Here is a 23933-nt window from a genome sequence, read left to right as displayed (position 1 = left end):
TGCCAGAATGCACGGGGGGCATTCGCCGGACTGCGCTCTTCACGACGTCGCTTGTCGCCAAAAACGACGCTGCCATGAGTCCGACTGCTTTTACCAGATTCGGCGTGTCACGCCGCACCAGATCCACGACCAGAGCGTCGGCGGGAAGCGCAGCGCGGAGGGACCTTGCGGCTTGATGGGGGCGAGGCGGCCGTTGAGCGCGTCGTCGATCGATTGGCGGGTGATGTCCAGAGCGGCAAGGGTCAGCAGAAGCGGATAGGTGGAGATGAAGTCTGATGATGCGGGTTTCGTGCGGACCTCGTAGAGCGTGCCGCCGGTATCCGTTCCTGCGTCGACGAGATGGAGTGTGGCGCCGAAATTTTGCGGGTCGTTTTCGCGCAGCGACCAGTAGCCGCCCATCTGGCCGCGATAGTTCGGATTGATGCCGGCATGCAGGTTGATGACCGGGCAGGGCATGGCGGAAAGCTGACGCGCCGACATCAGGCGGGTCGAGACGACCAGGATCGCGCCGGGCTTCAACTGCTCGACGAGGGCTGCCGTCTCCGGGGCGTTGATCGAAGTGACCGGATGGATCGGGACAGTGTCGGGCAGTGTGCGGTCGAGATCATGTTCGGCCAGCAGTTCCGAGACGCGGCGGTCCGCAAGGCGGCGAAGAAGGCGGGCGGCGATCATCGTGCCAAGCTGGCCGAGCGCTGCAATCCAGCCCAGTCTCCTTGCGCGACGACGGGTGATCTCGCCCTTGCCCTCCGGGTTTTCGAGGACAACGTGGACGTCCATGCCGGCCTTGGCGAGATGCTGGACGACGATGGTGGGATTGAGCCCGCCGGCCGTCATGACGACGACGCGGCGGTCTGGTTGTTCGGTTGCGTTGATCATCAGATCACGAGCGAGACGACGGCCACGGCGGTATAGACGACAAAGCCGGCAACCGCGAGAGAGAGTACGCCGATCAGACAGCCGGCGACGACACCGAGACCGTCACGCTGGGAATGGGCAAAACCGAGGACTGCCAGCGCAAAGGCCGGAGGCCAGTTGCCGAGCGGGATCGGCAGGAAGACGACGATGGCGAGGATCAGCGCGAATACGCCGATCAGCCGTTCGGCAAAGCGGCTCTCGAACAGCCAGAAGCGTGGGACGACCAGCTTTTCGGCCCAGCGCATCCAGGGAACCAGACGCCTGACGATGGCCTCGAAGGTCTGCGGCTCGACGCCGTAATCGCTCACGACACGTGGAAAGAACACACGCCCACCCGGAGAGGCCATCATCTGCCAGGCGACGAAAATCAAGGGTAGCCCCAGGATGAAGGTGGCGCCCGGTGGCATTGGCACGAGATTGGGAAGCGCGAAGACCAGAAGGAAGGCGCCGAAGGAGCGGTCCTGCAGCGCGATCGCGATGTCGCGGATCGTCACCTTGCGGTCCGTCGTGCGGGCCAGGCGGACCAAAAGGTCCGAGAGGTTTTCGGGAGCATTATGTTCACGCGCGGTGGCAAGACCCGCCACCCATGTTTCCGCCCTGTCGGTCATTCGTGTTCTCTTGGTTGTTTGTTGACCTGTCTGGCAGTGTCGCAAGGGGAGATTACAGGGAAATTAAAGCGGATCGGTGACACGGTCACGCTTTTGCGAATGGTGAAGGGAGGGTGAAGAATGGGTGGACCAATATACCAGATGTGATATGATTTCATTATGTGGTCGGTCGAAACGCTGGGTAAAATCGTCGACGATGAAATCGCGCGCTGGCCGCCAGATCTGCGCGCCCGATTGGTGCGGGTTTCAGCCTTGATCGAGGAAGTGGGTCCAGAACAATTGCCGGGCGGAACGATCAAGCATGTCGAGGGCAGGCTGTGGGAGCTGAGGTTTTCCGCCAAGAGCGGGATATCCCGAGCCATCTATGTCACGGCATCGGGTAAGCGCGTCGTCATTGTGCATGCCTATGTGAAGAAGACCGAGAAGATGCCAAAGAGGCATTTGCAATTGGCCCGGCAACGGGCGAGGGATGTGATATGACGAAGATCAGAGACCTGCACGAGGCCTGGCTTGAAAAGCCAGATTATCGCGATGCCTACGATGCTCTTGAAGACGAGTTTTCGCTCATTCGTGCCGTAGTCGAGGCGCGCCTTCAGGCCGGACTGACCCAGGCCGAACTCGCTGAACGCATGCAAACCTCGCAGAGTGCTGTGGCTCGTCTCGAAAGCGGACGTGTAAAACCCTCCGCCACGACATTGGAGAAACTGGCCAGGGCGACAGGTACGCGCCTGAAGATCTCGTTTGAGCCGGTGCTTGATACCATCTCATCGTCCTAAGCCTCTGCCTTGATTTTTCCGCAAGCGCTTGTCACCCAGGTCGTCTTGTTTCGATCAGAGGGAGAATCAGGATGACTGTCGTTTTTCAACGCTCCACAGCTGTCGTCGCCGTGCTGGTCGCGCTAGCGGTCGGTCTATCCTCGTGCGGCAATACGATCCGCGGGATCGGCAATGATCTCGGTAATGCGGTCGATGCAACACAGGATGCGGGGCGCAGCGTCGCAAACTCGGTGCGCTAAGGCGGCTCCCTTCCCGAGTGCGAGAGATCAGGCGGTCGGTTCAGGCGCGCGTGCAGCGGCCGCGACCATTTCCGGCTGCAGATCGCCATAGCCGGTGAAGCGGTATTCGTAGTCCAGCTTCAGATAGTCTGCCGCCCATTTTGCCTTCGCCTGGAGTTCGACGTCGTCCGTCTGGGCAAGGTAGACGATCTTCGTGTAATTGCCGAAGACCATGTCGCGCAGTTCGGGGTGGCGGTCGAGCTTTAGGGGTTCGATGACGAAGGCCTCGAATTGGCGGGTGATCAGGTCGGTGAGGTAGAAGGCCGTGAATTCGGTCTCGCATTCGGCGAGGAATTTCTCGGTGCCGGTGAAGAATGCATAACAGTGTGGCCCTGACAGGCGCTCGATGCCTTCCTCGCGACAGATCCTGTCGATTTCGCCTTGGGTGCCGCATTCGGCATAGCCAAGGAAGATGTTTTCGTGCCCTGCGGCACGGGCTTCTCTGATCTTTTCGCGCAGCGCTGGCGCGATCTTCTCCGGCCAGACGTGCCAGATAGCGGGCAGGCATTCGAGCGTCAGATGATCGAGCCCGTTCAGCGATTTGACCGCCAGAATTTCACGCGCGATTGCTCCGCACGCAATCACGTGAACCTTTTTCGATTTCGCGCGTTGTTCCATCGCATTCCACTCGTCACCCACACAAAAGGTACATCAAAATGATGGCGAAAAAACTGACAGCCGGCGCAGTCCTCGTTCTCACCGTCTTCGCACTGTCGTCCTGCGGCAATACGATCCGTGGCGTTGGACAGGACGCTGCCAACACCGTCGACGCGACGCAGAGCGCTGCAAACAACGTCGACGCTGCGGCTTCGCGCTAACCACCGAGGCGAGGCAAGGCCCTGAGCGGCGCTGTAACAGGAGAGGGAGCATGACGCTCACGACGATTGCAAAGGCCAGTGCCATCTACATGATGGCGGCCATCCTGTATGCCGGCGGGCATGTCGCCTGGCAGTCCATGGCTAATGTCCCTCAGGACGATGTCTACGCAGAAGCCGGCCTCTAAGGCCGGCTTCGCCGTTTTTACACCTCAGGCACGAGCGCCCATGCTGTTGTGCTTGCGGGCGATGAAATCCTTGGCTGTCTCGACGGCAACAGCTGCATCGCGGCAATAGGCATCAGCGCCGACAGCCTTGCCGAATTCCTCGTTGAGCGGTGCGCCGCCAACCAGAACGACGTAATCGTCGCGAATGCCCTTTTCCTTCATCGTGTCGATCACGACCTTCATGTAGGGCATGGTGGTGGTGAGCAATGCCGACATGCCGAGGATATCGGGCTTTTCGCGCTCCAGAGCTTCCAGATAGTTTTCGACCGGGTTGTTGATGCCGAGGTCGATGACGTCGAAGCCGGCGCCTTCCATCATCATGCCGACCAAGTTCTTGCCGATGTCATGGATGTCGCCCTTGACGGTGCCGATGACCATCTTGCCCTGCTTCGGGGCGCCGGTCGCGGCGAGCAGCGGACGCAGGATCGTCATGCCGGACTTCATGGCGTTGGCGGACAAGAGAACTTCGGGCACGAAGAGGATGCCGTCGCGGAAATCGATGCCGACGATGCGCATGCCTTCGACGAGTGCCTGGGTGAGGATGTCGTAGGGCGCCCAGCCGCGTTCGAGCAGAATGTTCGTCGCTTCTTCAATCTCTTCCTTGAGGCCATCATAAAGGTCGTCATGCATCTGCTGCACGAGCTCTTCATCGGAGAGTTCGGAAAGAATGATGTCGTCTTCGGCCATGGTGGTGCTTCCCGCTTCTTTTCAAACGCGATTCAGGTCGCGCCGGGCATGAGACTGCCCGATCGAAAGTTAAACCTCAAGTTCGTGAAAAACTCTTTTCGATTACGACGTGGCTACCCTGAAAAGCGACGGTCCGGGACTAGTATGCCCAAAAGGCGATGTCTGTGAGACGCAAGCGGTTGGCGCATAAAGGATGGTTTCACATGCGGATTGGAATAGCATAATGGAGGAGAGAAGCAGCGCGGACGAGCGCTCGAGCGAGGAAACAGACATGGACGAGATCACGGCAGAACCGGGCGCAGGCCGCCGCCAACGCGGCGAAGGACGAGGGGCTGCGGCCCGCAGGGCATCGCGCAGCGGCGGCGGTGCCGGTCCGTCCATGCCCTACATCACCCGCAAGATCAAAACTTACGAGGTCCTCGACGAGGAAGGCCTGGAGCTGATCGAGCGCAATGCCGACACCGTTCTCGAAGAGATCGGCATCGAATTCCGTGAAGACGCAGAAGCGCTGGAGCTGTGGAGACAGGCCGGCGCCGACGTGAAGGGCGAGCGCGTGCATTTTCCGAAAGGTTTGTGCCGCGAACTCTTGAAGACGGCCCCGTCGGAATTCACCTGGCATGCGCGTAATCCCGAGCGCAGCGTGCAGATCGGTGGCAATGCCACGGTATTTGCGCCGGTCTATGGCTCGCCTTTCGTGCGCGATCTCGAAGGCGTTCGCCGCTATGCGACGCTCGAGGATTTCCGCAACTTCGTGAAGCTTGCCTATATGGCGCCGTCGATGCATTCGTCCGGCGGCACGGTTTGCGAACCGGTCGACATTCCGGTGAACAAGCGTCACCTCGACATGGTCTACAGCCACATCAAATATTCCGACAAGCCGTTCATGGGCTCGGTCACGGCACCGGAGCGGGCGGAAGATTCGGTTGCGATGGCCAAGCTCGTCTTCGGTGACGAGTTCGTCGAAAACAACTGCGTCATGCTGAACCTGATCAACGCCAACTCGCCGATGGTCTTCGACGAGACCATGCTCGGCGCGGCGAAGGTCTATGCCCGTCACGGTCAGGCTTCGGTCATCTCGCCCTTCATCCTGTCCGGCGCAATGAGCCCGGTCACTGTCGCAGGCACGCTGACGCAGATCCTTGCGGAAGTTCTGGCGGGTGCCTCGTTCACCCAGCTCATCCGTCCGGGTGCGCCGGTGCTGTTCGGCACGTTTGCCGCTTCGATCTCGATGCAGTCGGGTGCGCCGACCTTCGGTACGCCGGAGCCAGCTCTGGTGTCCTATGGAGCCGCCCAGCTCGCGCGACGCATGGGTCTGCCCTTCCGTACGGGCGGCTCGCTCTGTGCGTCGAAGGTTCCGGATGCGCAAGCAGCCCATGAGAGCGCCAACACGCTCAACATGACGTTGCTTGCCGGGGCCAATTTCGTCCTGCACGCGGCCGGCTGGCTCGAGGGCGGCCTTGCTGCCTGCTACGAGAAGTTCATGATCGACCAGGACCAGCTCGGCATGATGCAGAAGATGGCACAGGGCGTCGATCTGACCGAGGACGGTCAGGCGATGGACGCCATCCGCGAAGTGGGTCCGGGTGCCCATTATCTCGGCTGCGCTCATACACAGGCGAACTTCCAGACGGCGTTCTATCGCTCTGCACTTGCCGACAACAATTCCTTCGAGCAGTGGGAAATCGAAGGCCGCAAGCGGATCGAAGACCGTGCCAATGCGCTCTGCCGTTCGTGGCTCGACGCCTACGAGGCGCCGGCGCTCGATCCTGCCATCGACGAGGCCTTGCTGGCGTTCATCGCCGACCGCAAGAACTCGATGCCCGACGCCTTCACCTGAAAGGGTCCCGTTGCCAGGGAGCAAGGCGGAGCACACCGGGTGGCCGACATGATCCAAGAGGAGGTCTGGCGCCCGCATTACAAATTCGAGGGGCCGCGATGAGCGGCCCTTCGGGCGTTTTGGCGACACTCGATGCGCGGCTCGCCGAGCATGGGCTTGCGCCGCGCGGGCTTCTTCGCTTCGGACAGGAAGACCAGGCGCCGCTGCTTGCCGACAGTGCCCCGGCTGAGGCCGTTCTCCTGATCGGGGTCGTCGGTGGCGCCACGTGGCCGCATTTCGAGCGCTGGCGGACGGCGCAAGCCGATCACGGTGGTGCTGATCCGCTCGATCGCTGGTCAAAGACGGTGATCGATCAGGTCGCCGAGGAGATCGGGGCGCAAGCCTGCTATCCGTCAGAGGCGCCTTACCAACCCTTCCAGCGCTGGGCGATGTGGGCCGAAGGGCTGCAAGCGTCGCCGCTCGGGATCCTGATCCATCCGCGCTTCGGTCTCTGGCACAGCTATCGCGGCGCACTTCTGTTTCGCAACTGGGACGAAGCACAAGAGGGGCCGGCTATGACCGGGCCTCATCCTTGCGAGGCCTGTCACGACAAACCCTGTCTGACGGCGTGCCCTGTTGGCGCAATCTCGCTGGACGGGTTCGATGTGGCGGCGTGCCGCGCGCATCTGGCGAGCCCTGAAGGGCAGGGTGGCTGCATGGTGTCAGGCTGTCTCGCCCGCAATGCCTGTCCGGTCGGAGCCGACTATCGCTATCCGAATTCGCAGCTGCGCTTTCACATGCAGGCGCTGAAGTTGCCGGGATAACTTTCAGAATGCGGCCAGGTACCGGCTAGCGCGCTTTCGAGCAGTACCAATCGGGCGCAATACGAGAAGACGACTACACTCGATTTTGGTGGGGCGATGTTCACTGGCGCAACTGAAGATATTCTCGCGAAAGGATGCCCATCATCAGGTCGTCATGCCAGATTCCGTCGACGAACGCGGTCTCTCGCTCTCGTCCTTCAACCACAAACCCACACTTCTGGTAGGCTTTTATGGCTCGCTCATTATAGGCAAGAACACGCACTGCAATCCGGTGGAGTTTCAGTTGCGTGAAGGCGTGGTGCAAAAGCAGGTGGATTGCCTCACTTCCAAAGCCCTTGCCGAGCAACTGGCTATCGTAGATCGCGATCGCCATGAAGGCCCGGCGATCAACAGTGTTTATAGTGTGGAGTTTAATTTCGCCGATTAACTGTCCACCGACTTCAATAATCCAGGCGTAAGGGTCATTCGATTGGCCGAGAGCCCAGGCTTCCGCGGCTTCCCTGGTCATAGCTTTATGATCTGCTTGGCTCACGCCGAACATCCGAACGATGTCAGGGCTGTGCCCCAACGAAAAGCGGGCTTCAGCATCATCTGCGGTCGCAGCGCGCAGGCGGAGACGTTGGCCTTCTAGGCAGCTCATGATCACCTCGATCTATAAGTCCGGTGCATGTGTTCTAAGTGGAATAGTTGCTTGGAAAAGATTGTATTTGTGAATTTTGTAATTTTCGGTTGTCCAAGATGAAATGCAAAAAGAAAGCCTTCACAAAGCCCGGAATCACCGCCATGAGGTTCGCTCCACCGAGGTTCCCGCGTGCGTTACTGTCTGAAATCCATCGTTCTGATTGCATGTATGTTCCTGCCTGCGCTGGCGCAGGCGGCCTGCGAGGACCTCATCGACGGGGATGGCCGCTATCTCGCCTGCCGGTTCGATCCTGCCCGCGATGAAATAAGGCTGCATCTGGCCTCGCCCGAGGGGCAGGTCTATGGCGGGTTTGCCAGCTTGAGACGCCAGCTCTGGGCCGAACGGCGCGTGCTGACATTTGCGATGAATGCTGGCATGTATCACGACGACCTGTCGCCGGTTGGCTATTTTGCCGAATACGGAAAGGTGCTGAAACCCGCAATTACGGGCGGTGGATGGGGGAATTTTCACCTGCTGCCGAACGGTGTCTTCTTGATGAAGGACGGCAAGGCGTCGGTGATCGAGACCAAGGCCTTCGTCGCCAGCGGATTGACGCCCGACTTCGGCACGCAGTCCGGCCCGATGCTGGTCATCGATGGTAGACTGCATCCGCGATTTCTGGCCGATAGCGACAGCTTCAAGATCCGCAACGGCATCGGTGTCGATGCCGAGGGGCAAGTGCACATGGTGGTGTCGCGGGTACCGGTCCGGTTCTACGATTTCGCGGCCTTTTTCCGCGACCAGTTAGGCTGTGACAATGCGCTTTATCTTGATGGCACGATTTCAAGCGTATTCATCGCCGAGGATAAGCGGATGGACCGGCTCTTTCCGATGGGGCCGATCCTCTCGGTCAGCATGCCGATCCCGCAGTGAGACTGTCGTCAAACGGCGGCCTTGGGATAGGCGCGCTCGAGGCCTCCGGAACGATTGAGACCGGTGCGGAAGGCGGCGAAAGCCGGGTGCTGGCTGGAGCGGGCGGCTTCCATCAGGCGGATCTGCAGGCGAGACGGGGCATTGGCGCCGATCCACTCGCCATTGCGCTCAAGCTTCAGCGAGTTCAGAAACCGGGATTCCGAGGCGATCTCGAGATAGACGTAGAGACCTTCAAGCAATGCATCGTCCTGAGCCGGGTTTTCGAAGATGAGCTTCAGAAAAGCCTGGTCGGGCTCCTGCATCGAGGCGATCTTGGCGGCGACGGTGTCGCGGTCCGGAAAGGCTGCCATGGGCTTACTCCCTCTGCTGGTCAAAATACTCATGCACGCATAGCCGGGCTAAGCGTCCATTAGGTCAAGCTACAGCATGCCAAGTTTGCCCCAAGCTGGTCCCGCAGTTCCGCGACCGGCCGTCACTCGTGGCGGAGTGCGTCGATCGGGTTCATCTGCGCGGCGCGGCGGGCGGGGAAATAGCCGAAGACCATGCCGATCGCTGCCGAAAAGGCGAAGGCGAGCAGGATGATCGAGGGGCTCGCGACAAAGGGGACCGACATCAGCGTGACGGCCGTATAGGCTATGCCAAGGCCGAGGGCGATGCCGACCACCCCGCCGAAGACGGACAGCGTGACCGCTTCGACGAGGAATTGCATCAGCACCTGGCGCTCGACTGCGCCGATCGCCAGCCTGATGCCGATCTCTCGCGTTCGCTCGGTGACGGAGACGAGCATGATGTTCATGATGCCGATGCCGCCGACGAGCAGCGAGACGGCGGCGACCGCGCCGAGCAGGCCCGTCATCAGGGTCGTGGTGCCGGTCAGCGTCGCTGCCATCTGGGTCATGTCGTTGACGGTGAAATCATCGTCGCGACCCGCAATAATCTTGCGGCGCTCGCGCAGCAGGCGTTCGACATCGGCCTGTACCTTTGCCGTGGATACGCCGTCTTCGGCCGAGAGCATGACGCTGGAGATGTCCGTCGAGCCGCCGATGCGGCGCTGGAAGACCTTGAGCGGCATCATCACGACATCGTCCTGGTCGCTGCCCATGCCGCTTTGCCCCTTCTTGTCGAGAAGGCCAATGACCTGGCAGGCCACATTGCCGACGCGGATGGTCTGGTCGACGGCAGGGGTCGAGCCGAACAGCCTGGAACGCACCGTCTCACCGATAAGGCAGACGGCCTGTCCGCCGCGCTCTTCGGACGGCAGGAAGTTGCGGCCGGAGGCGAGTTCCCAGTTCTGGGCCACGAGATAATCGTTGCCCGAGCCGATGATCGTCGTTTGCCGGCTCTGGCCGCTGAAGACCACCGTCTGGCTGGACTGGTTGATGGCGGCCACGGCGCGCAGGCCCGGGATCTGCTCGCGGATTGCGTCGAGGTCGCGGATGGTGAACTTCTTGGCATCGGCTGCGGCGCGGCCAGGTCCGAACTGGCCTGGGCGGACAAACAGGAGATTGGTCCCGAGCTTTGAGATTTCCGCCGTCACCTGAGCCGTGGTGCCGTTGCCGATCGTCACCATCGCGATGACGGCGGCGACGCCGATGACGACGCCGAGCACAGTGAGGAAGGAGCGCAACAGATTGCGGCGGATGGCGCGGAGTGCGAGTTTTAGGGTCTCAAAGAACATCGGCGACCTCCGCTCCGGCATGGGTGTCGGACTGGATCTGGCCATCGACGAACCGCAGCGTGCGCTTGGCATGGGCTGCAATATCGTCTTCGTGGGTGACCATGATGACCGTTATTCCGTGGTCACGGTTGAGGCCGGTGATCAGTTCCATGATCTCGCGGCTGGTCTTCGTGTCGAGATTGCCGGTCGGCTCGTCGGCCAAGAGTACGGAAGGGCTTGTGACGATTGCGCGCGCAATGGCGACGCGTTGCTGCTGGCCGCCCGACAGCTCTTGGGTCGTGTGGTTCTCGCGGCCGGCCAGACCGACCTGCGACAGCGCGGTCAAGGCGCGGGCGCGTCGCTCGCGCGCATCCATGCCACGATAGACCAGGGGCAGTTCGACATTCTCGACGGCCGAGGTGCGGGCAAGCAGGTTGAAACCCTGGAAGACAAAGCCCAGCATGTGGCGGCGCAGCAACGTGTATTGGGCACGGTCGAAGCCCGTCGTGTCGATGCCCTGAAAGAGGTATTGGCCGGAGGTCGGCACATCCAGGCAGCCGAGGATGTTCATGGCAGTCGATTTCCCCGAGCCGGACGGGCCCATGATCGCAACGAATTCATGCCGTTCGATCGTCAGGTCGACTCGGTCCAGCGCGCGGATGGTTGCTTCTCCGCGGCCATAGATGCGGGAGATCTGGCGAAACTCGATGAGTGGGGCCACTGCCATCCTGTGCCTCAACCGTTGCGAACCGTCTGATCCGTAATGACCCGGTCGCCTTCCTTCACGTCGCCCTTAACGATCACCGTATTCTGCCCGTCGGAGGAACCGATCTCGATGTTGACGGCGACCGGCTGACCCTCACGCAACAACCAGATGGTGCGTTCGCTGCCCGTCGGCTCAGGCGCGCTCGCGGGTGCCTGGCGTGGCGGGCGAAACAGGCTAAAGACGCCGCTGCCGCCTTCGGCGGTCACGGTCTGCGTGGCGGGGGGCGAGTAGCGCAAGGCGGCATTGGGAATGAGCAGGCCGTCTTCGACCGACTGGACGACGATGTCGGCGGTTGCCGTCATGCCCTGGCGCAGCAGCAAATCGTCATTGGCGACGGACAGGATGCCCTTGTAGGTCACGACATCGTTCACCGTTTCGGACGCATAGCGGATTGAGGTGATTTCGGCGGGGAAACGCTGATCGGGAAAGGCATCGACCGTGAATGTGGCGGTCTGACCCACAGCGACCTGGCCGACATCGGCCTCGTCGATGGAGACCTGCAGCTCCATAAGTCTCAGGTCACCAGCGATGGTGAAGAGTGTCGGCGCTTCCAGCGAGGCTGCTACCGTGGCGCCGGGATCGACATTGCGCGACAGAACGATGCCATCGATCGGCGACGCGATGGTCGCCTTGGAGAGCGACAGATTTGCCTGTTCGAGAGCAGCTTGTGCCGAGAAGACATCGGCCTCTGCGCTCTCGCGCGCGGCGGATGCGGCCTGGAAGGTGTATTCGGCGGTGTCGAGATCCTGCTGGGTCGAGACACGGCTCGAGACCAGCGTGGTTAGCCGGTCGAGCTTGGCCTTGGCGGATTGCTCGTCGGCTTCAGCCTTGGAAACGGTGGCACGGGCAGATGCAAGCGCAGCTTCTTTGGCCTTTAAGTCGGCGCCCAGCTTGTCGGTATCGAGGCGCGCCAGGACGTCGCCCTTCTTCACCTCGCTGTTGTAGTCGACCAGTACCTCCCGCACCGTGCCCGATTGTTCGGAGGAAACGTCGACCTGAACGGTGGGCTCGACCGACCCGGTCGCGGTGACGATCACCGTCAGATCGCCAGGTTTCAGCTCCGATGTACTGTAGCTGACCGTCGTTCCGCCGGCCGACCAAAGATAAGTGCCGTAGCCTAGGCCAGCGAGCGCGACGAGCACGAGGAAGCGCAGACCCCAGCGTCGCTTTGGTCGTGCAGCATTGGCCAGGAGCGCTTTCAGCTCCTCGGCTTCGGAGGAATTCTCCGGTTTTACGTCGTCGCTCACGTCTGCTCCGTCATGTTGCATTCTTTGCCATGCCCGGACCATGGCCCAAGCCCGGGCCGTTGCCGTTGATCGGGGTCAAGTGGCAAGCGGTTCCCTCATGATGCAGATAGACCTTCGCGGCGGAAAGGACAGTGAAACATTGGTAAGGTTGGGTCCGCTCGACGCTGATCGTGCGCAACTACCCGGTGCTGGCACGAACGAAAAGTCGCATGGGTGACTTTCGACGCTCGCAAGTCGCACACCTACATTGTGAGCAATTCGCCGGAAATCTCTGAAAACATTGGGGGTCTGTGGTGAGAGCGCAGGGGTTCGAACCCTGGACCTACTGATTAAAAGTCAGTTGCTCTACCGGCTGAGCTACGCTCTCCCGTGCGGTTTTGCGCCGCCTCAAGAAGTGCGCGGAACATAGGCAGGTGACCCCGGCCGGTCAACCGCAAAAATGCAGTTTCGGCAGCAAAATTCAGTCCTGTTGTCGCAGGCTACGCAATGGTGATTGGCAAGCACGGGGTTGCGGGATTAGGAAGGGCCGGTTCGGGTTCCGGAGTTCACAGTGTCGATTGCCGATATTTCCTTTTTCAGCGCGCTTCTGGCCGGAGCCCTGTCGTTCCTTTCGCCCTGCGTGCTGCCGCTGGTACCTCCCTATCTCTGCTATATGGCGGGGATTTCGGTCGATCAGTTCCGCGAGGGGGCGCAGGCGGAAAACGCGGCCGCCCGCCGGACGGTGATGTTGACGGCGCTCGTCTTCACGCTCGGCTTTGCGACCGTCTTCGTCGCGCTCGGCGCAGGTGCCTCGACCATTGGCGGGCTGTTGCGCCAGCACATGGATCTCCTCTCCAAGATCGGCGGCGTGATCATCATCATCATGGGGCTGAATTTCCTAGGCGTCTTCCGCCTCGGACTTCTTTCCTCGGAATATCGATTCGCAGGCGGCGGAAAGCCCGCAACGCTTTCGGGCGCCTATGTCATGGGTCTCGCTTTCGCCTTCGGTTGGACGCCCTGCATCGGCCCGGTCTTGGGCGCCATCCTCGGGGTTGCGGCCTCGAAGGAGACCGTCGGGGATGGTGCGCTGCTACTGGCGATCTATTCGCTCGGGCTTGCCGTGCCCTTCTGGATCGCGGCCGGCTTCTCGGGCGCCTTCATGCGGTTTCTCACGCGCTTCCGCCGGCATCTCGGCGTGGTGGAGAAGGCCATGGGTGGGCTGCTGGTGCTGACCGGGCTCGCCTTCATCTTCGGTTATGTCTCCGACATGGCGATCTGGTTCCAGCAGACCTTTCCAATCCTGTCGCAAATCGGCTAAGTCCCGTTTGAGCGCATATTCGCGTTCAGGGGGAGTGAGCCATGGCGGATATCATCGCGCTGGTCTTGCCGTTTTTCGGCCTGATCCTGATCGGTTACGTGTCGGGGAAGCTCGGCGACCATTCCGCTCAGGCGCTCGGCTGGCTGAACTTCTTCGTCATCTATGTCACGCTGCCAGCACTGTTCTTCAAGCTCGTTTCGCGCACGCCGATCGAACAGCTGACGCGCATCGACTTCATTGCGGCCTGCCTTGCGGCCACCTATTCGATCTTTGTCGTGGTCTTCGTGATCGGCCGTTATGTTCGCGGTAACAACATCGCCGAATCGACCGTCCAGGCGCTTGCTGGCGCTTATGGCAACATCGGCTACATGGGCCCGGGCCTGTCGCTGCTCGCCTTCGGTGAAAAGGCGGCCGTTCCGGTCGCGCTGGTGTTCTGCTTCGAGAACGCTGTCCATTTCATGGTTGCCCCCGCCATGATGGCCTTTGCCGGTGGCGACAAACGGCCGCCGGGCCAACTGGCGCTCGATGTTGCCAGGAAAATCCTGACCCATCCGTTCATCATCGCGACACTCGTTGGTTTCGTCGCTGCCGCCTTTGCCTTCGAGCCGCCACTCGCGCTGCAACGGCTGATCGACTATCTCGCCCAGGCAGCGGCTCCTTGCGCGCTGTTTGCCATGGGCGTGACGCTTGCGCTGCGGCCGCTCAAGCGCATTCCCGCCGAGATCGGCTACATCGTGCCGATCAAGCTCGTGCTGCATCCGATCCTGGTCTATGTCGTCTTGAGTTTCGTCGGAAACTTCGACCCGCTCTGGGTCTATACCGCCGTCCTGCTCGCCTCACTGCCGACGGCGACCAATGTCTTCGTCATCGGCCAACAATATGGCGTCTGGCAGGAAAGGGCGTCCGCCACAATCCTGATCACCACGGTCATTTCGGTGTTCTCTGTGTCGGCGCTTTTGTTTGCCATCACCCAGGGTTACTTACCGGCGGACCTTTTCCCGTAGCAGTGACGGCAGGTTCTTCAGTGCGCGCCCCGGCGCCACACCTTCCTGCATGACGAGATTGCGCAGTGGTGCCACGCTCGCCAGTACCTGGAGGCCGGCAGCCCGCATCATTTGAACGGGCAGCAGGCCCGACAGCAGCGATCGGTTGAGAAGATCGACGCTTGCCGTGCGGCTGGCAATATCGAGGCGGCGCTTGCGGTCGAAGCGGTCGCCCGAATCTCCAGCAATCAGTGCCGAACTGTCATCGAGCAGAATGTCTTCCAGCGCTGCGATGTCGCGCAGACTGAGGTTCAGGCCCTGCGCACCGATCGGCGGGAAGGCATGACCGGCCTCGCCGATGAAGGCGGAGCGGCCCTTGCCATACTGACGCGCCGTCATGCCCGAGAGCGGCCAGGCCTGGACGCCGTCTGCGACCTGAACCTTGCCCAGCATGGATTGCATGCGGGCTTCGACTTCGGCCGAGAGTTGATCCGGTGAGAGCGCGATCAGCCGATCCGCTTCCTGCGGCGCGACGACCCAGACGAGGCTGGAGCGCAGGCCAGGCAGGGGGACCTGGGTGAAGGGGCCCGATTCGGTGTGGAATTCCGTCGAAACGTTCTGGTGTGGCAAGCTGTGGATGAAATTCATCACCACTGCTGTCTGCGGGTAGGACCAGGTCTTGACGCCGACGCCGGCGCTTTCGCGGGTTTTTGAGCGGCGGCCATCGGCGCCGATCGCAAAGCCCGCAGTGATTGCGTCTTCACCCTCCAAGCCGATGGTGACCGCATCCGCGCCGATATCAATGGTCTCGGCCGCAAAGGCTCGGCGGGTGATCAGCGGTTCGGCCGCCACCGCCTTTGCCAGCTTTTCGAGAAGTGCGGCATTGGGAATGTTGTAACCGAAGGCGTCTAGCCCGATTTCCGCACTCCGGAATGCGACCGTCGGTGCCCGCAGAAGCCGGCGGGTGCCGTCGATGATCTGCATGACGGTGAGGGCGGCGGCCGTCTCCTTCAATTCCTGCCAGAGACCGAGGCGCTCGAGCATCGCCAGCGACGGGTCCATCAACGCCGTGGTGCGCCGGTCCGATCCGTCGGGTTCAGGGCCGACCAGCACGACGCGGCGACCGCCGCGGGCCATGGCGAGGGCTGCGATTTGTCCAGCGGGCCCGGCGCCCATGACGGCAATGTCGAATTCGTAGCTCATGATGAAGGTCCCGATTGGCATCTTGTGACGATATCTAGAGCCGCCGCACGGTAAAATCCATGGGCCGAATTGGCGCATCCACGAAGTGGGCCCGAGGTGAAATCCGGGCATAGACTGCCGCTTGTGTTGCAATGCGCTTGATTTCGTCCGATACCGTTTCCTCCGAAGTGCCGCCGACTGGAGCAGGGATGAAGATCTTCAATTACAAGCGCGTGCCCTATGCCGAAATCCGTGCCTTTTCGGTTCATATGCTCACCGCTTCCGGATCCTTCCTTGCCTTTCTCGGTGTCGTCGCAGCAGCAGAACACCGCTTTGTCGACATGTTCTGGTGGCTGGGCCTGGCGCTGCTCGTCGATGGCATAGACGGACCGATTGCGCGCAAGGTGCGCGTCAAGGAAGTCCTGCCGAACTGGTCGGGCGATACGCTCGACAACATCATCGACTACGTCACCTATGTGCTTCTGCCAGCCTTTGCGCTCTATCAGAGCGGCATGATCGGAGAGCCATGGTCCTTCGTCGCCGCTGGATTGATCGTGGTGTCGAGCGCCATTTATTACGCCGACATGGGTATGAAGACCGATGAGTATTTCTTTTCCGGCTTCCCCGTCGTCTGGAACATGGTGATTTTCACGCTGTTCGTCATCGATGCGAGTGCGATCACGGCGCTCACTGTGGTGCTGCTCTCGGTCTTCCTGACTTTCCTGCCGATCCACTTCCTGCATCCTGTCCGGGTCAAGAGACTGCGCCCATTGAACCTGACGGTGTTCTTTCTCTGGTGTGGGTTTGCGGGTTACGCCCTGCTGCAAAGCTCCGATGCGCCCGGGCAGCCGTTCAATGCGCCAACGTGGGTGGTCTGGGGAACTATTCTGAGCGGTATCTACCTGTATGTGATCGGGGCCGTGATGCAGCTATTCCCCGGCCTTGGTCGCCGCGACTGACCGCTCTGGCACGAGGCTGGGCAAAACCAAAAAAAACTTTTGCCTATATATTGTGCGCTGCCGCAAACAGGTTATGAATTGAGCGGTGGACCGGGCGAAAGACCCGGCCGACGCGCATGAGAGTGCAAGGGGGACCTGTGCCGCATCAACCGCCCGAGGGCGAAAAGCCGCTTCTGACCGTGCGGGGGCTGACGAAGCTGTTCGGCAGCTTTAAAGCCTGCGACGACATCGACCTCGACATCGGCCATGGCGAGATCCATGCTCTTCTCGGCGAGAACGGTGCTGGCAAATCGACTCTTGTGAAGATGCTGTTCGGTATTCTCGCGCCTTCCGCCGGCACGATCGGATGGGAGGGCCTGGATCGTCTGATCGCCAATCCTGCCGCAGCCCGGCGTCTCGGCATCGGCATGGTCTTCCAGCATTTTTCGCTTTTCGAGGCGCTGACGGTCGCCGAAAACATCGCGCTGTCGCTCGACGAGAAGATCTCGATCTCCGAGCTGTCCAAGAAGGCGGCCGAGCTTTCCGTCGCCTATGGATTGCCGCTCGATCCCAATGCCCATGTCGCCGATCTCTCGGTCGGTGAACGCCAGCGCATCGAGATCGTGCGCGCGCTCTTGCAGAACCCCAAACTCATCATCCTTGACGAGCCGACCTCGGTGCTGACGCCGCAGGAAGCCGACAAGCTGTTCGAGACCCTGTTCAAGCTGAAGGCGGAAGGTCGCTCCGTTCTCTATATCAGCCACCGGCTCGAGGAAGTGCAGCGCATCTGCGATCGCGCGACCGTGCTTCGTCACGGCAAGGTCACGGGCGCCTGCGACCCGCGGCAGGAAACGCCGGCTTCGCTTGCCCGCATGATGGTGGGTGCCGATGTTGCCGGTGTCGAGAAGGTCGAGCCGCCCACGGATGGCGTCGTCCAACTCCAGGTCACAGACCTCTCGGTGAGCCCGCGGACACCTTTTGCCATGCCGCTGAAGAGTGTTTCGATGACCGTGAAGGCGGGTGAGATCCTCGCCATTGCCGGGGTCGCCGGCAACGGCCAGAGCGAGCTCTTCGATGCGCTTTCCGGCGAGTATGTTGTGCCCAATCCCGATGCAATCCGCCTGCGCGGCAAGTCCGTCGGTCGCCTCGGGATCAACGAACGCCGGCTGCTCGGCGCCGGCTTCGTGCCGGAAGAGCGCCACGGCCATGCGGCGATCCCGGCGATGAGCCTGTCGGAAAACCTGTTTCTCTCGCGCAATGCGTCCGACCGTTCAGCCTATCTCGCAGGCGGCAAAATCGGTCTCATACGCCATGGGCTGGTGCAGCAGGCATCGCGCCGCATCTCCGAGATGATGGATGTGCGCAAGAGCGGTGATGATCCCTCCGCCGGTTCACTCTCCGGCGGCAATCTGCAGAAATTCATCGTCGGCCGCGAACTCGACCGCCAGCCTTCTGTTCTGGTCGTCAACCAGCCGACCTGGGGCGTCGATGCAGGCGCTGCAAGCCGTATCCGCCAGGCGCTGGTCGATCTCGCCAAGTCCGGCTCCGCTGTCGTCGTCATCAGTCAGGATCTCGACGAGATCTTTGAGGTCGCAACCTCGATTGCGGCCATCTCCGAAGGCACGCTGTCCGACGCCTATCCCGCCTCGACCATGACCCGCGAACGCATCGGCATCCTGATGGGCGGCGTCCATGGCCTGACCACTGCCCCGGAGGCGGCCCATGCGCATTGAACTCGAACGTCGTTCCCGGCAGTCCAGCCTGTTTGCCATCGTATCGCCTCTTCTGGCGCTGGCGCTCACCGTGTTCTTCGGCGGCATCATGTTTGCGCTGCTCGGCAAGGACCCGGTCTCGGCACTCTTCAGCTTCTTCATCGAGCCGCTGCTCGAGGTCTGGTCGCTGCATGAGCTTGCGGTGAAGGCCGCACCGCTGATCCTGATCGGTGTCGGCCTGTCGGTCTGTTATAGCTCGAACAACTGGAATATCGGTGCCGAAGGCCAGTTCATCGTCGGGGCAATCGTCGGCTCGATCCTGCCGATCACTTTCTATGAATGGAACTCGCCGCTGCTCTTGCCGATGATGATCGTCATGGGTGCGCTCGGCGGGGCTGCCTATGGTGCCATTCCGGCGCTCTTGAAGACCCGGTTCAACACCAATGAAATCCTAACCAGCCTGATGCTCGTCTATATCGCCCAGCTTTTCCTGGATTGGCTGACGCGCGGCATCTGGAAGGATCCGGCCGGCTACAATTTTCCGCAGTCGCGCTCCTTTGTCTCGGAAGCCGTGCTGCCGGAAATCCTGTCCTCCGGCCGCGCCCATCTCGGCATCATCTTTGCGCTGGTTGCAGCCGTCGCCGTCTGGTTCATGATGCGCTACACGCTGAAGGGCTTTCAGGTCGTGGTGCTCGGGCAGTCGGAACGGGCAGGGCGCTTTGCCGGTTTCTCCTCGCGCAAGATGGTCTGGTTCTCGATGATGTTCTCCGGCGCGCTGGCGGGGCTGGCCGGCATTTCGGAAGTGTCGGGCTCGATCGGTCACCTGCAGCCGACCATTTCACCGGGCTACGGCTTTACCGCCATCATCGTTGCCTTCCTCGGGCGTCTTAATCCGCTCGGTATCATCGCCTCCGGCTTCGTGCTGGCCCTGACCTATCTCGGCGGTGAGGGCGCGCAGCTGTCGATCGGCGTCTCCGACAAGGTTACCCGCGTCTTTCAGGGGCTTCTGCTGTTCTTCGTGCTCTCCTGTGACACGCTCATTCTCTACAAGGTGCGGATCGTCTTCGACCGTGCCCGCAATGCCGCGACGAAGGGTGCCTGATCATGTTCGAGGCCATCCTTCTCACTGTTATCACCGCCTCGACACCGCTGGTGATCGCCGCCATGGGCGAACTCGTGGCCGAGCGTTCAGGCGTGCTGAACCTCGGCGTCGAAGGCATGATGATCATCGGTGCGGTCTGCGCCTTCATCGCCACCAATATGACCGGCTCGCCCTATGTCGGCGTTCTCGCAGGGCTCGCGACCGGTGCGGCCTTTTCGCTGCTCTTCGGTTTCCTGACGCTCACCCTTGTCGCGAACCAGGTGGCGACCGGTCTGGCCCTCACCATCCTCGGCCTTGGCGTCTCCGGCATGATCGGCGAAAGCGTGGTCGGTGTGCCCGGTGTGAAAATGCAGCCGATCGTCATCCCGCTTCTGTCGGACATTCCTGTTATCGGCCCCATCCTCTTCGCCCAGGACCTGTTCTTCTACCTCTCCATTCTGCTGGTCGCCGGCGTGAACTGGTATCTGTTCAAGAGCCGCTCGGGTCTCAAGCTGCGCGCGATCGGCGACAGCCACGGTTCGGCGCATACGCTCGGGCTACCCGTCATCCGGACGCGCTATCTGGCTGTGATGTTCGGCGGCGCTTGTGCCGGTCTTGCCGGTGCGCAGCTGTCGCTCGTCTATACGCCGCAATGGGTGGAGAACATGTCCGCCGGCCGCGGCTGGATTGCGCTGGCGCTCGTCGTCTTTGCCGCCTGGCGTCCCTGGCGGGTTCTCGCCGGCGGCTATCTCTTCGGCGCCGTGACCATCGGGCAGCTACATGCGCAGGCGCTCGGCATCGGTCTGCCGTCGCAATTTCTCTCCGCGCTGCCCTATGCAGCGACCATTGTCGTGCTGATCATAATCTCCCATAATCGGCGCACGACACTGATCAATACGCCGGCTTGCCTCGGCAAGCCGTTCGTGCCGGATAGATAATCAAAACAAAAGCTTCAACCTAACCAGACAGGGGTACATCATGAAGAACATCCTCCTCGCGCTTGCCGCATCGGCAGCCGCAATCGTCGCCGTCGCGGCACCCGCCGCCGCTCAGGACAAGACGAAGATCTGCTTCGTCCACGTCGGCTCGAAGACCGATGGTGGTTGGACCCAGGCGCACGACATCGGCCGCCAGGAGCTTCAGGCGCATTTCGGCGACAAGATTGAAACGCCTTACCTCGAAAACGTGCCGGAAGGTCCGGATGCCGAGCGCGCAATCGAGCGCATGGCCCGCTCCGGCTGCGCCCTGGTCTACACGACCTCCTTCGGCTTCATGGATGCAACCCTGAAGGTCGCCGAGAAGTTTCCGGACGTGAAATTCGAACACGCGACCGGCTACAAGACCGCGGCGAATGTCGCGACCTACAATTCGCGCTTCTATGAAGGCCGCTTCATCAACGGCCAGATTGCCGGCAAGATGTCGAAGACCGGCGTTGCCGGCTACATCGCCTCCTTCCCGATCCCGGAAGTGGTCGCCGGCATCAACGCCTTCCTGCACGGCGCCCGCACGGTAAACCCGGAATTCAAGCTGAAGGTCATCTGGGTCAACACCTGGTTCGACCCCGGCAAGGAAGCCGATGCCGCCAAGGCTCTGTTCGACCAGGGCGTCGACGTTCTGACCCAGCACACCGACACCACGGCTCCGATGCAGGTTGCCGAAGAGCGTGGCCTGAAGGCATTCGGCCAAGCCTCCGACATGATCGCCGCCGGTCCGACGGCCCAGCTCAGCGCCATCGTCGACACCTGGGCGCCCTACTACATCAAGCGCACCCAGGCCGTTCTCGACGGCACCTGGTCCTCCGCCCAGACCTTCGACGGTCTCAAGGACGGTATCCTGTCGATGGCGCCCTACACCAACATGCCCGATGACGTGAAGGCGATGGCCATGGACACCGAAGCCAAGATCAAGTCCGGCGAACTGAAGCCCTTCACCGGTCCGCTCAAGAAGCAGGACGGTTCGGCTTGGTTGGCGGAAGGTGAGTCGGCTGATGACGGCACCATCCTCGGCATGAACTTCTACATCGAAGGTGTGGACGACAAGCTGCCGCAGTAAACTGCAAAGAACGCAAATGGAGAGAGCGCCTCAGGGCGCTCTCTCTTGTTTAGAGTTCCGAAAATTGCAGGAATACTCAGATAATGCCTTCACCCGCATAGGCCTTTCGTATAACAAATCCAGCAACTCAGGCGGGGTGTGAGGCAGGATGCGGAAGGAAGATGTTCGGGAACTGAAAGTCGTTTCCAATCTTCGGACGAGCCATGCAAAAGTGGTCGAGCAACTCGGCCTTGCGATTGTCGGAGGGCGATTTGCCATCGGCGAGCCCTTGCCTGGGGATGCCGAACTGGAGGCCCAGTTCGATGTGTCACGGTCCGTCCTGCGCGAGGCGATGAAGACGCTGACCGCCAAGGGTCTGGTGGTTGCCAAATCGCGTGTCGGGACACGGGTGACTGATCGCTGTCACTGGAACCTTGTCGATGAAGACGTGCTGCGTTGGCATTTCCGAACCGGTGTCACACACGAGTTCATCGATCATCTCTATGATGTACGTCTGGTCCTGGAGCCGGCATCGGCTGCCTTTGCGGCGTTGCGCGCTTCGCCCGAGGACTGTGCCGAACTGCGTCACTACGCCATGCTCCTGGGTTCCAACGAACTCGACTGGCAGGGCCAGGTGGAGGCAGACTTACGATTCCACGTGCTTCTGACCATCGTCGGGGCCAACCCGTTTCTCGAAAGCATGGTCGGTTTCATCAAGGCTTCGCTCGACGGCGCCTTCACCATGGCCTTCGATCCGGAACTTGCCGGCCGGGGCGAAGCGATCACCGAGCTTCATCTGGCGATCGTCGATGCGATCGAACAGCGCGATCCTGAGGCTGCCCGGGCTGCCACCGAACGGGCGATCGAGCAGGGGCGTGCGGCAGCCTTAAAGGCGGTCGACAGTTCCATGAAGCGCGGCTAGTCCTCCGGACACTTGCGGGCAGCACTCGCTGGTATTAGTGAGGAGCGCCATTCTCAGCTCGGAGCCATCCATGAATCGTACCTGTCTCGCCGTCGTTCTCGCTGCTGGTGATAGCACCCGCATGAAGTCGTCGATGTCGAAGGTGCTGCATCCGGTGGGTGGGCGTCCGATGATCGCGCATGTCATGGCATCGATTGCCGCGTCCGGCGTGTCGGATGTCGCGCTGGTTCTCGGTCGCGATGCCGACAAGGTTGAAAAGGCAGTCTCGATTGATGGGCTCGCGGTCGAAGGCGTCCTGCAGACAGAACGCCTCGGCACAGGGCACGCCGTTCTGATGGCCAAGGAGGCAATCGCCCGCGGTTATGACGAGATCCTCGTTGCCTATGGCGATGTGCCGCTGATCACTGCCGCGCCGCTGAAAGCTGCCCGCGAAGCGCTTGCCGGCGGTGCCGATGTCGCTGTCATCGGTTTTCATGCGGCCAATCCGACCGGCTACGGACGCTTGCTGGTCGAAAATGGCGAGCTGGTCGCCATCCGCGAGGAAAAGGATGCGACCGAGGCCGAGCGGACCGTTACCTGGTGCAACAGTGGATTGATGGCGATCGACGGCAAGAAGGCCCTCGACCTCCTCTCCCGGATCGGCAACCAGAATGCCAAGGGTGAGTATTATCTGACCGATCTCGTCGAGATTGCCCGGTCCTTGGGTGGCAAGGCTGTCGCCGTCGATGCGCCCGAAAGCGAACTGACCGGCTGCAACAATCGCGCTGAGCTCGCCGTCATCGAGCGCCTCTGGCAGGAGCGCCGTCGGCACGAGCTGATGGTCTCGGGCGTGACGATGATCGCACCGGAGACGGTCTTCCTGAGCCACGACACGGTCATCGGACAGGATGCGTTGATTGAGCCGAATGTCGTCTTCGGTCCGGGAGTCACTGTTGAGGGCGGCGCTGTCATCCATGCCTTCTCGCATCTCGAAGGCGCCCATGTGTCAGCCGGCGCGACCGTCGGGCCATTTGCTCGCCTGCGTCCGGGTGCCAATCTTGCAGAAGGCTCGAAGGTCGGCAATTTCTGCGAAGTGAAAAAGGCCGAGATCGGCCGCGGCGCCAAGGTCAATCATCTGACTTATATCGGAGATGCCGTCGTCGGCGCGGAGACCAATATCGGCGCTGGTACGATCACCTGCAATTATGACGGCGTGAACAAGCACGAGACGCATATCGGGGCAGGGGCCTTCATCGGCTCGAATTCGTCCCTCGTCGCCCCGGTGAAGATCGGCGATGGCGCGCTCATCGCGTCCGGCAGCGTCATCACCGAGGACGTGCCCGCCGATGCGCTCGCCTTCGGCCGTGCTCGCCAGGAGATCAAGCCGGGCCGCGCCGCTGTGATCCGCGAGCGCAATCTGGCAATCAAGGCCGCCAAAAAAGCAGGCAAGTAACGGCCAATTCAAACTTCACCACTTGTTATGCTGCGTTGCATTACGAGACGAAATGCAATTTGACCTGACGCGTGATTGCCTATTGCGGTGGAACCGCTAGGAAAAGCCGCGTGGTTGATACGAAACGGAGAATTTCATGTGCGGCATCGTTGGCATCGTCGGTAACAAGCCCGTGGCGGAGCGT

27 protein-coding genes and 1 tRNA gene are annotated in these 23933 nt (G+C 61.3%); 17 read left to right on the top strand and 11 right to left on the bottom strand.

Annotation, left to right across the window (positions count from 1 at the left end):
* Nucleotides 1-90: 90 nt before the first annotated feature.
* Together BW978_RS19110 and BW978_RS19105 are read right to left on the bottom strand one after the other, a co-directional pair.
* Nucleotides 91-876, bottom strand: a complete 786-nt coding sequence (locus BW978_RS19110) for a formyl transferase (protein WP_076397436.1) — start codon at nt 874-876, stop codon at nt 91-93.
* Nucleotides 876-1523 carry an exopolysaccharide biosynthesis protein gene (locus tag BW978_RS19105; RefSeq protein ID WP_076397435.1) on the bottom strand — a complete coding sequence of 216 codons (648 nt, stop codon included), beginning with the start codon at nt 1521-1523 and terminating at the stop codon, nt 876-878. The genes BW978_RS19110 and BW978_RS19105 overlap by 1 nt, the downstream gene beginning before the upstream one ends.
* Before the next feature lie 159 nt (nt 1524-1682).
* Between BW978_RS19105 and BW978_RS19100 the strand changes: the two genes are divergently transcribed.
* The 3 genes from BW978_RS19100 to BW978_RS19090 all read left to right on the top strand — a co-directional run bounded on the left by BW978_RS19100 (nt 1683) and on the right by BW978_RS19090 (nt 2538).
* A complete protein-coding gene (locus tag BW978_RS19100; RefSeq protein WP_210216993.1) occupies nt 1683-2003 on the top strand; it encodes a type II toxin-antitoxin system RelE/ParE family toxin in 321 nt (106 codons plus the stop codon).
* Nucleotides 2000-2299 (top strand): helix-turn-helix domain-containing protein, encoded by a 300-nt coding sequence (locus tag BW978_RS19095; RefSeq protein ID WP_076397433.1) that lies wholly within the window; start codon nt 2000-2002, stop codon nt 2297-2299. Before BW978_RS19100 ends, BW978_RS19095 begins: the two co-directional genes overlap by 4 nt.
* 71 nt (nt 2300-2370) lie before the next feature.
* Nucleotides 2371-2538 carry an entericidin domain-containing protein gene (locus tag BW978_RS19090; protein WP_076397432.1) on the top strand — a complete coding sequence of 56 codons (168 nt, stop codon included), beginning with the start codon at nt 2371-2373 and terminating at the stop codon, nt 2536-2538.
* Between the two features lie 27 nt (nt 2539-2565).
* Here BW978_RS19090 and BW978_RS19085 read toward each other — a convergent pair whose 3' ends face one another.
* On the bottom strand, nt 2566-3195 hold the full coding sequence (locus BW978_RS19085; protein WP_076397431.1) for a DUF1638 domain-containing protein: 630 nt from the start codon (nt 3193-3195) through the stop codon (nt 2566-2568).
* A 38-nt stretch (nt 3196-3233) separates the two neighbouring features.
* Here BW978_RS19085 and BW978_RS19080 point away from each other — a divergent pair, with 38 nt between their 5' ends.
* The gene (locus BW978_RS19080) at nt 3234-3395 is read left to right on the top strand and encodes an entericidin domain-containing protein (RefSeq protein ID WP_076397430.1); all 162 of its coding nucleotides are present in this window, start codon (nt 3234-3236) and stop codon (nt 3393-3395) included.
* Between the two features lie 50 nt (nt 3396-3445).
* The gene (locus tag BW978_RS23910; protein ID WP_280173602.1) at nt 3446-3580 is read left to right on the top strand and encodes a hypothetical protein; all 135 of its coding nucleotides are present in this window, start codon (nt 3446-3448) and stop codon (nt 3578-3580) included.
* Nucleotides 3581-3604: 24 nt separating this feature from the next.
* Here the strand turns inward: BW978_RS23910 and BW978_RS19075 are convergent, their stop codons facing one another.
* Nucleotides 3605-4306, bottom strand: coding sequence for a corrinoid protein (locus BW978_RS19075; RefSeq protein ID WP_076397429.1), 702 nt, complete (start codon nt 4304-4306; stop codon nt 3605-3607).
* 271 nt (nt 4307-4577) lie between these two features.
* Here BW978_RS19075 and BW978_RS19070 point away from each other — a divergent pair, with 271 nt between their 5' ends.
* Complete coding sequence (locus BW978_RS19070) at nt 4578-6143, top strand: trimethylamine methyltransferase family protein (protein WP_076397646.1); 1566 nt, start codon at nt 4578-4580, stop codon at nt 6141-6143.
* 98 nt (nt 6144-6241) lie between these two features.
* A complete protein-coding gene (locus BW978_RS19065; RefSeq protein WP_076397428.1) occupies nt 6242-6946 on the top strand; it encodes a 4Fe-4S dicluster domain-containing protein in 705 nt (234 codons plus the stop codon).
* Between the two features lie 100 nt (nt 6947-7046).
* On the opposite strand, the gene BW978_RS19060 is transcribed toward BW978_RS19065, so the two are convergent.
* Nucleotides 7047-7586, bottom strand: a complete 540-nt coding sequence (locus BW978_RS19060) for a GNAT family N-acetyltransferase (protein ID WP_076397427.1) — start codon at nt 7584-7586, stop codon at nt 7047-7049.
* A 210-nt stretch (nt 7587-7796) separates the two neighbouring features.
* Between BW978_RS19060 and BW978_RS19055 the strand changes: the two genes are divergently transcribed.
* Nucleotides 7797-8501 (top strand): phosphodiester glycosidase family protein, encoded by a 705-nt coding sequence (locus tag BW978_RS19055; protein ID WP_076397426.1) that lies wholly within the window; start codon nt 7797-7799, stop codon nt 8499-8501.
* An 8-nt stretch (nt 8502-8509) separates the two neighbouring features.
* On the opposite strand, the gene BW978_RS19050 is transcribed toward BW978_RS19055, so the two are convergent.
* The 5 genes from BW978_RS19050 to BW978_RS19030 form a co-directional block, all read right to left on the bottom strand.
* Nucleotides 8510-8851, bottom strand: a complete 342-nt coding sequence (locus BW978_RS19050; protein ID WP_139330605.1) for a hypothetical protein — start codon at nt 8849-8851, stop codon at nt 8510-8512.
* Between the two features lie 122 nt (nt 8852-8973).
* Complete coding sequence (locus BW978_RS19045; RefSeq protein WP_076397424.1) at nt 8974-10179, bottom strand: ABC transporter permease; 1206 nt, start codon at nt 10177-10179, stop codon at nt 8974-8976.
* On the bottom strand, nt 10169-10885 hold the full coding sequence (locus tag BW978_RS19040) for an ABC transporter ATP-binding protein (protein ID WP_076397423.1): 717 nt from the start codon (nt 10883-10885) through the stop codon (nt 10169-10171). The genes BW978_RS19045 and BW978_RS19040 overlap by 11 nt, the downstream gene beginning before the upstream one ends.
* An 8-nt stretch (nt 10886-10893) precedes the next feature.
* Nucleotides 10894-12192, bottom strand: coding sequence for an efflux RND transporter periplasmic adaptor subunit (locus BW978_RS19035; protein WP_076397422.1), 1299 nt, complete (start codon nt 12190-12192; stop codon nt 10894-10896).
* A 270-nt stretch (nt 12193-12462) separates the two neighbouring features.
* Nucleotides 12463-12538 (bottom strand) — tRNA-Lys (locus BW978_RS19030).
* Between the two features lie 183 nt (nt 12539-12721).
* Between BW978_RS19030 and BW978_RS19025 the strand changes: the two genes are divergently transcribed.
* A complete protein-coding gene (locus BW978_RS19025; RefSeq protein ID WP_006727740.1) occupies nt 12722-13468 on the top strand; it encodes a cytochrome c biogenesis CcdA family protein in 747 nt (248 codons plus the stop codon).
* A gap of 41 nt (nt 13469-13509) precedes the next feature.
* Nucleotides 13510-14472: an AEC family transporter gene (locus BW978_RS19020; protein WP_076397421.1), complete on the top strand. Its 963-nt coding sequence runs from the start codon at nt 13510-13512 to the stop codon at nt 14470-14472.
* Here BW978_RS19020 and BW978_RS19015 read toward each other — a convergent pair.
* Nucleotides 14449-15654, bottom strand: a complete 1206-nt coding sequence (locus BW978_RS19015) for a UbiH/UbiF family hydroxylase (RefSeq protein WP_076397645.1) — start codon at nt 15652-15654, stop codon at nt 14449-14451. The two genes, BW978_RS19020 and BW978_RS19015, sit on opposite strands and share 24 nt — an antisense overlap.
* A gap of 188 nt (nt 15655-15842) precedes the next feature.
* On the opposite strand from BW978_RS19015, the gene pcsA reads away from it, so the two are divergent.
* The 7 genes from pcsA to glmU all read left to right on the top strand — a co-directional run bounded on the left by pcsA (nt 15843) and on the right by glmU (nt 23749).
* Nucleotides 15843-16592 carry a phosphatidylcholine synthase gene (gene pcsA / locus BW978_RS19010; protein ID WP_076397420.1) on the top strand — a complete coding sequence of 250 codons (750 nt, stop codon included), beginning with the start codon at nt 15843-15845 and terminating at the stop codon, nt 16590-16592.
* Between the two features lie 116 nt (nt 16593-16708).
* The gene (locus BW978_RS19005) at nt 16709-18304 is read left to right on the top strand and encodes an ABC transporter ATP-binding protein (protein WP_076397419.1); all 1596 of its coding nucleotides are present in this window, start codon (nt 16709-16711) and stop codon (nt 18302-18304) included.
* Entirely contained in the window at nt 18294-19385 is a 1092-nt protein-coding gene (locus tag BW978_RS19000; protein ID WP_076397418.1) for an ABC transporter permease, read from the top strand. Before BW978_RS19005 ends, BW978_RS19000 begins: the two co-directional genes overlap by 11 nt.
* Nucleotides 19382-20302, top strand: coding sequence for an ABC transporter permease (locus tag BW978_RS18995; RefSeq protein WP_076397417.1), 921 nt, complete (start codon nt 19382-19384; stop codon nt 20300-20302). The genes BW978_RS19000 and BW978_RS18995 overlap by 4 nt, the downstream gene beginning before the upstream one ends.
* Nucleotides 20303-20342: 40 nt before the next feature.
* The gene (locus tag BW978_RS18990; RefSeq protein WP_076397416.1) at nt 20343-21416 is read left to right on the top strand and encodes a BMP family ABC transporter substrate-binding protein; all 1074 of its coding nucleotides are present in this window, start codon (nt 20343-20345) and stop codon (nt 21414-21416) included.
* 148 nt (nt 21417-21564) lie between these two features.
* Nucleotides 21565-22317 (top strand): FadR/GntR family transcriptional regulator, encoded by a 753-nt coding sequence (locus tag BW978_RS18985; RefSeq protein WP_076397415.1) that lies wholly within the window; start codon nt 21565-21567, stop codon nt 22315-22317.
* A 70-nt stretch (nt 22318-22387) separates the two neighbouring features.
* Entirely contained in the window at nt 22388-23749 is a 1362-nt protein-coding gene (glmU, locus tag BW978_RS18980; RefSeq protein ID WP_076397414.1) for a bifunctional UDP-N-acetylglucosamine diphosphorylase/glucosamine-1-phosphate N-acetyltransferase GlmU, read from the top strand.
* The last annotated feature ends 184 nt before the right edge of the window (nt 23750-23933 follow it).

This window comes from Rhizobium sp. RU33A (assembly GCF_900156055.1).
Lineage (GTDB): Bacteria > Pseudomonadota > Alphaproteobacteria > Rhizobiales > Rhizobiaceae > Allorhizobium.
Note: the sequence above shows the minus strand (reverse complement) of the source record. Positions and strands in the feature narration are given on the sequence as shown.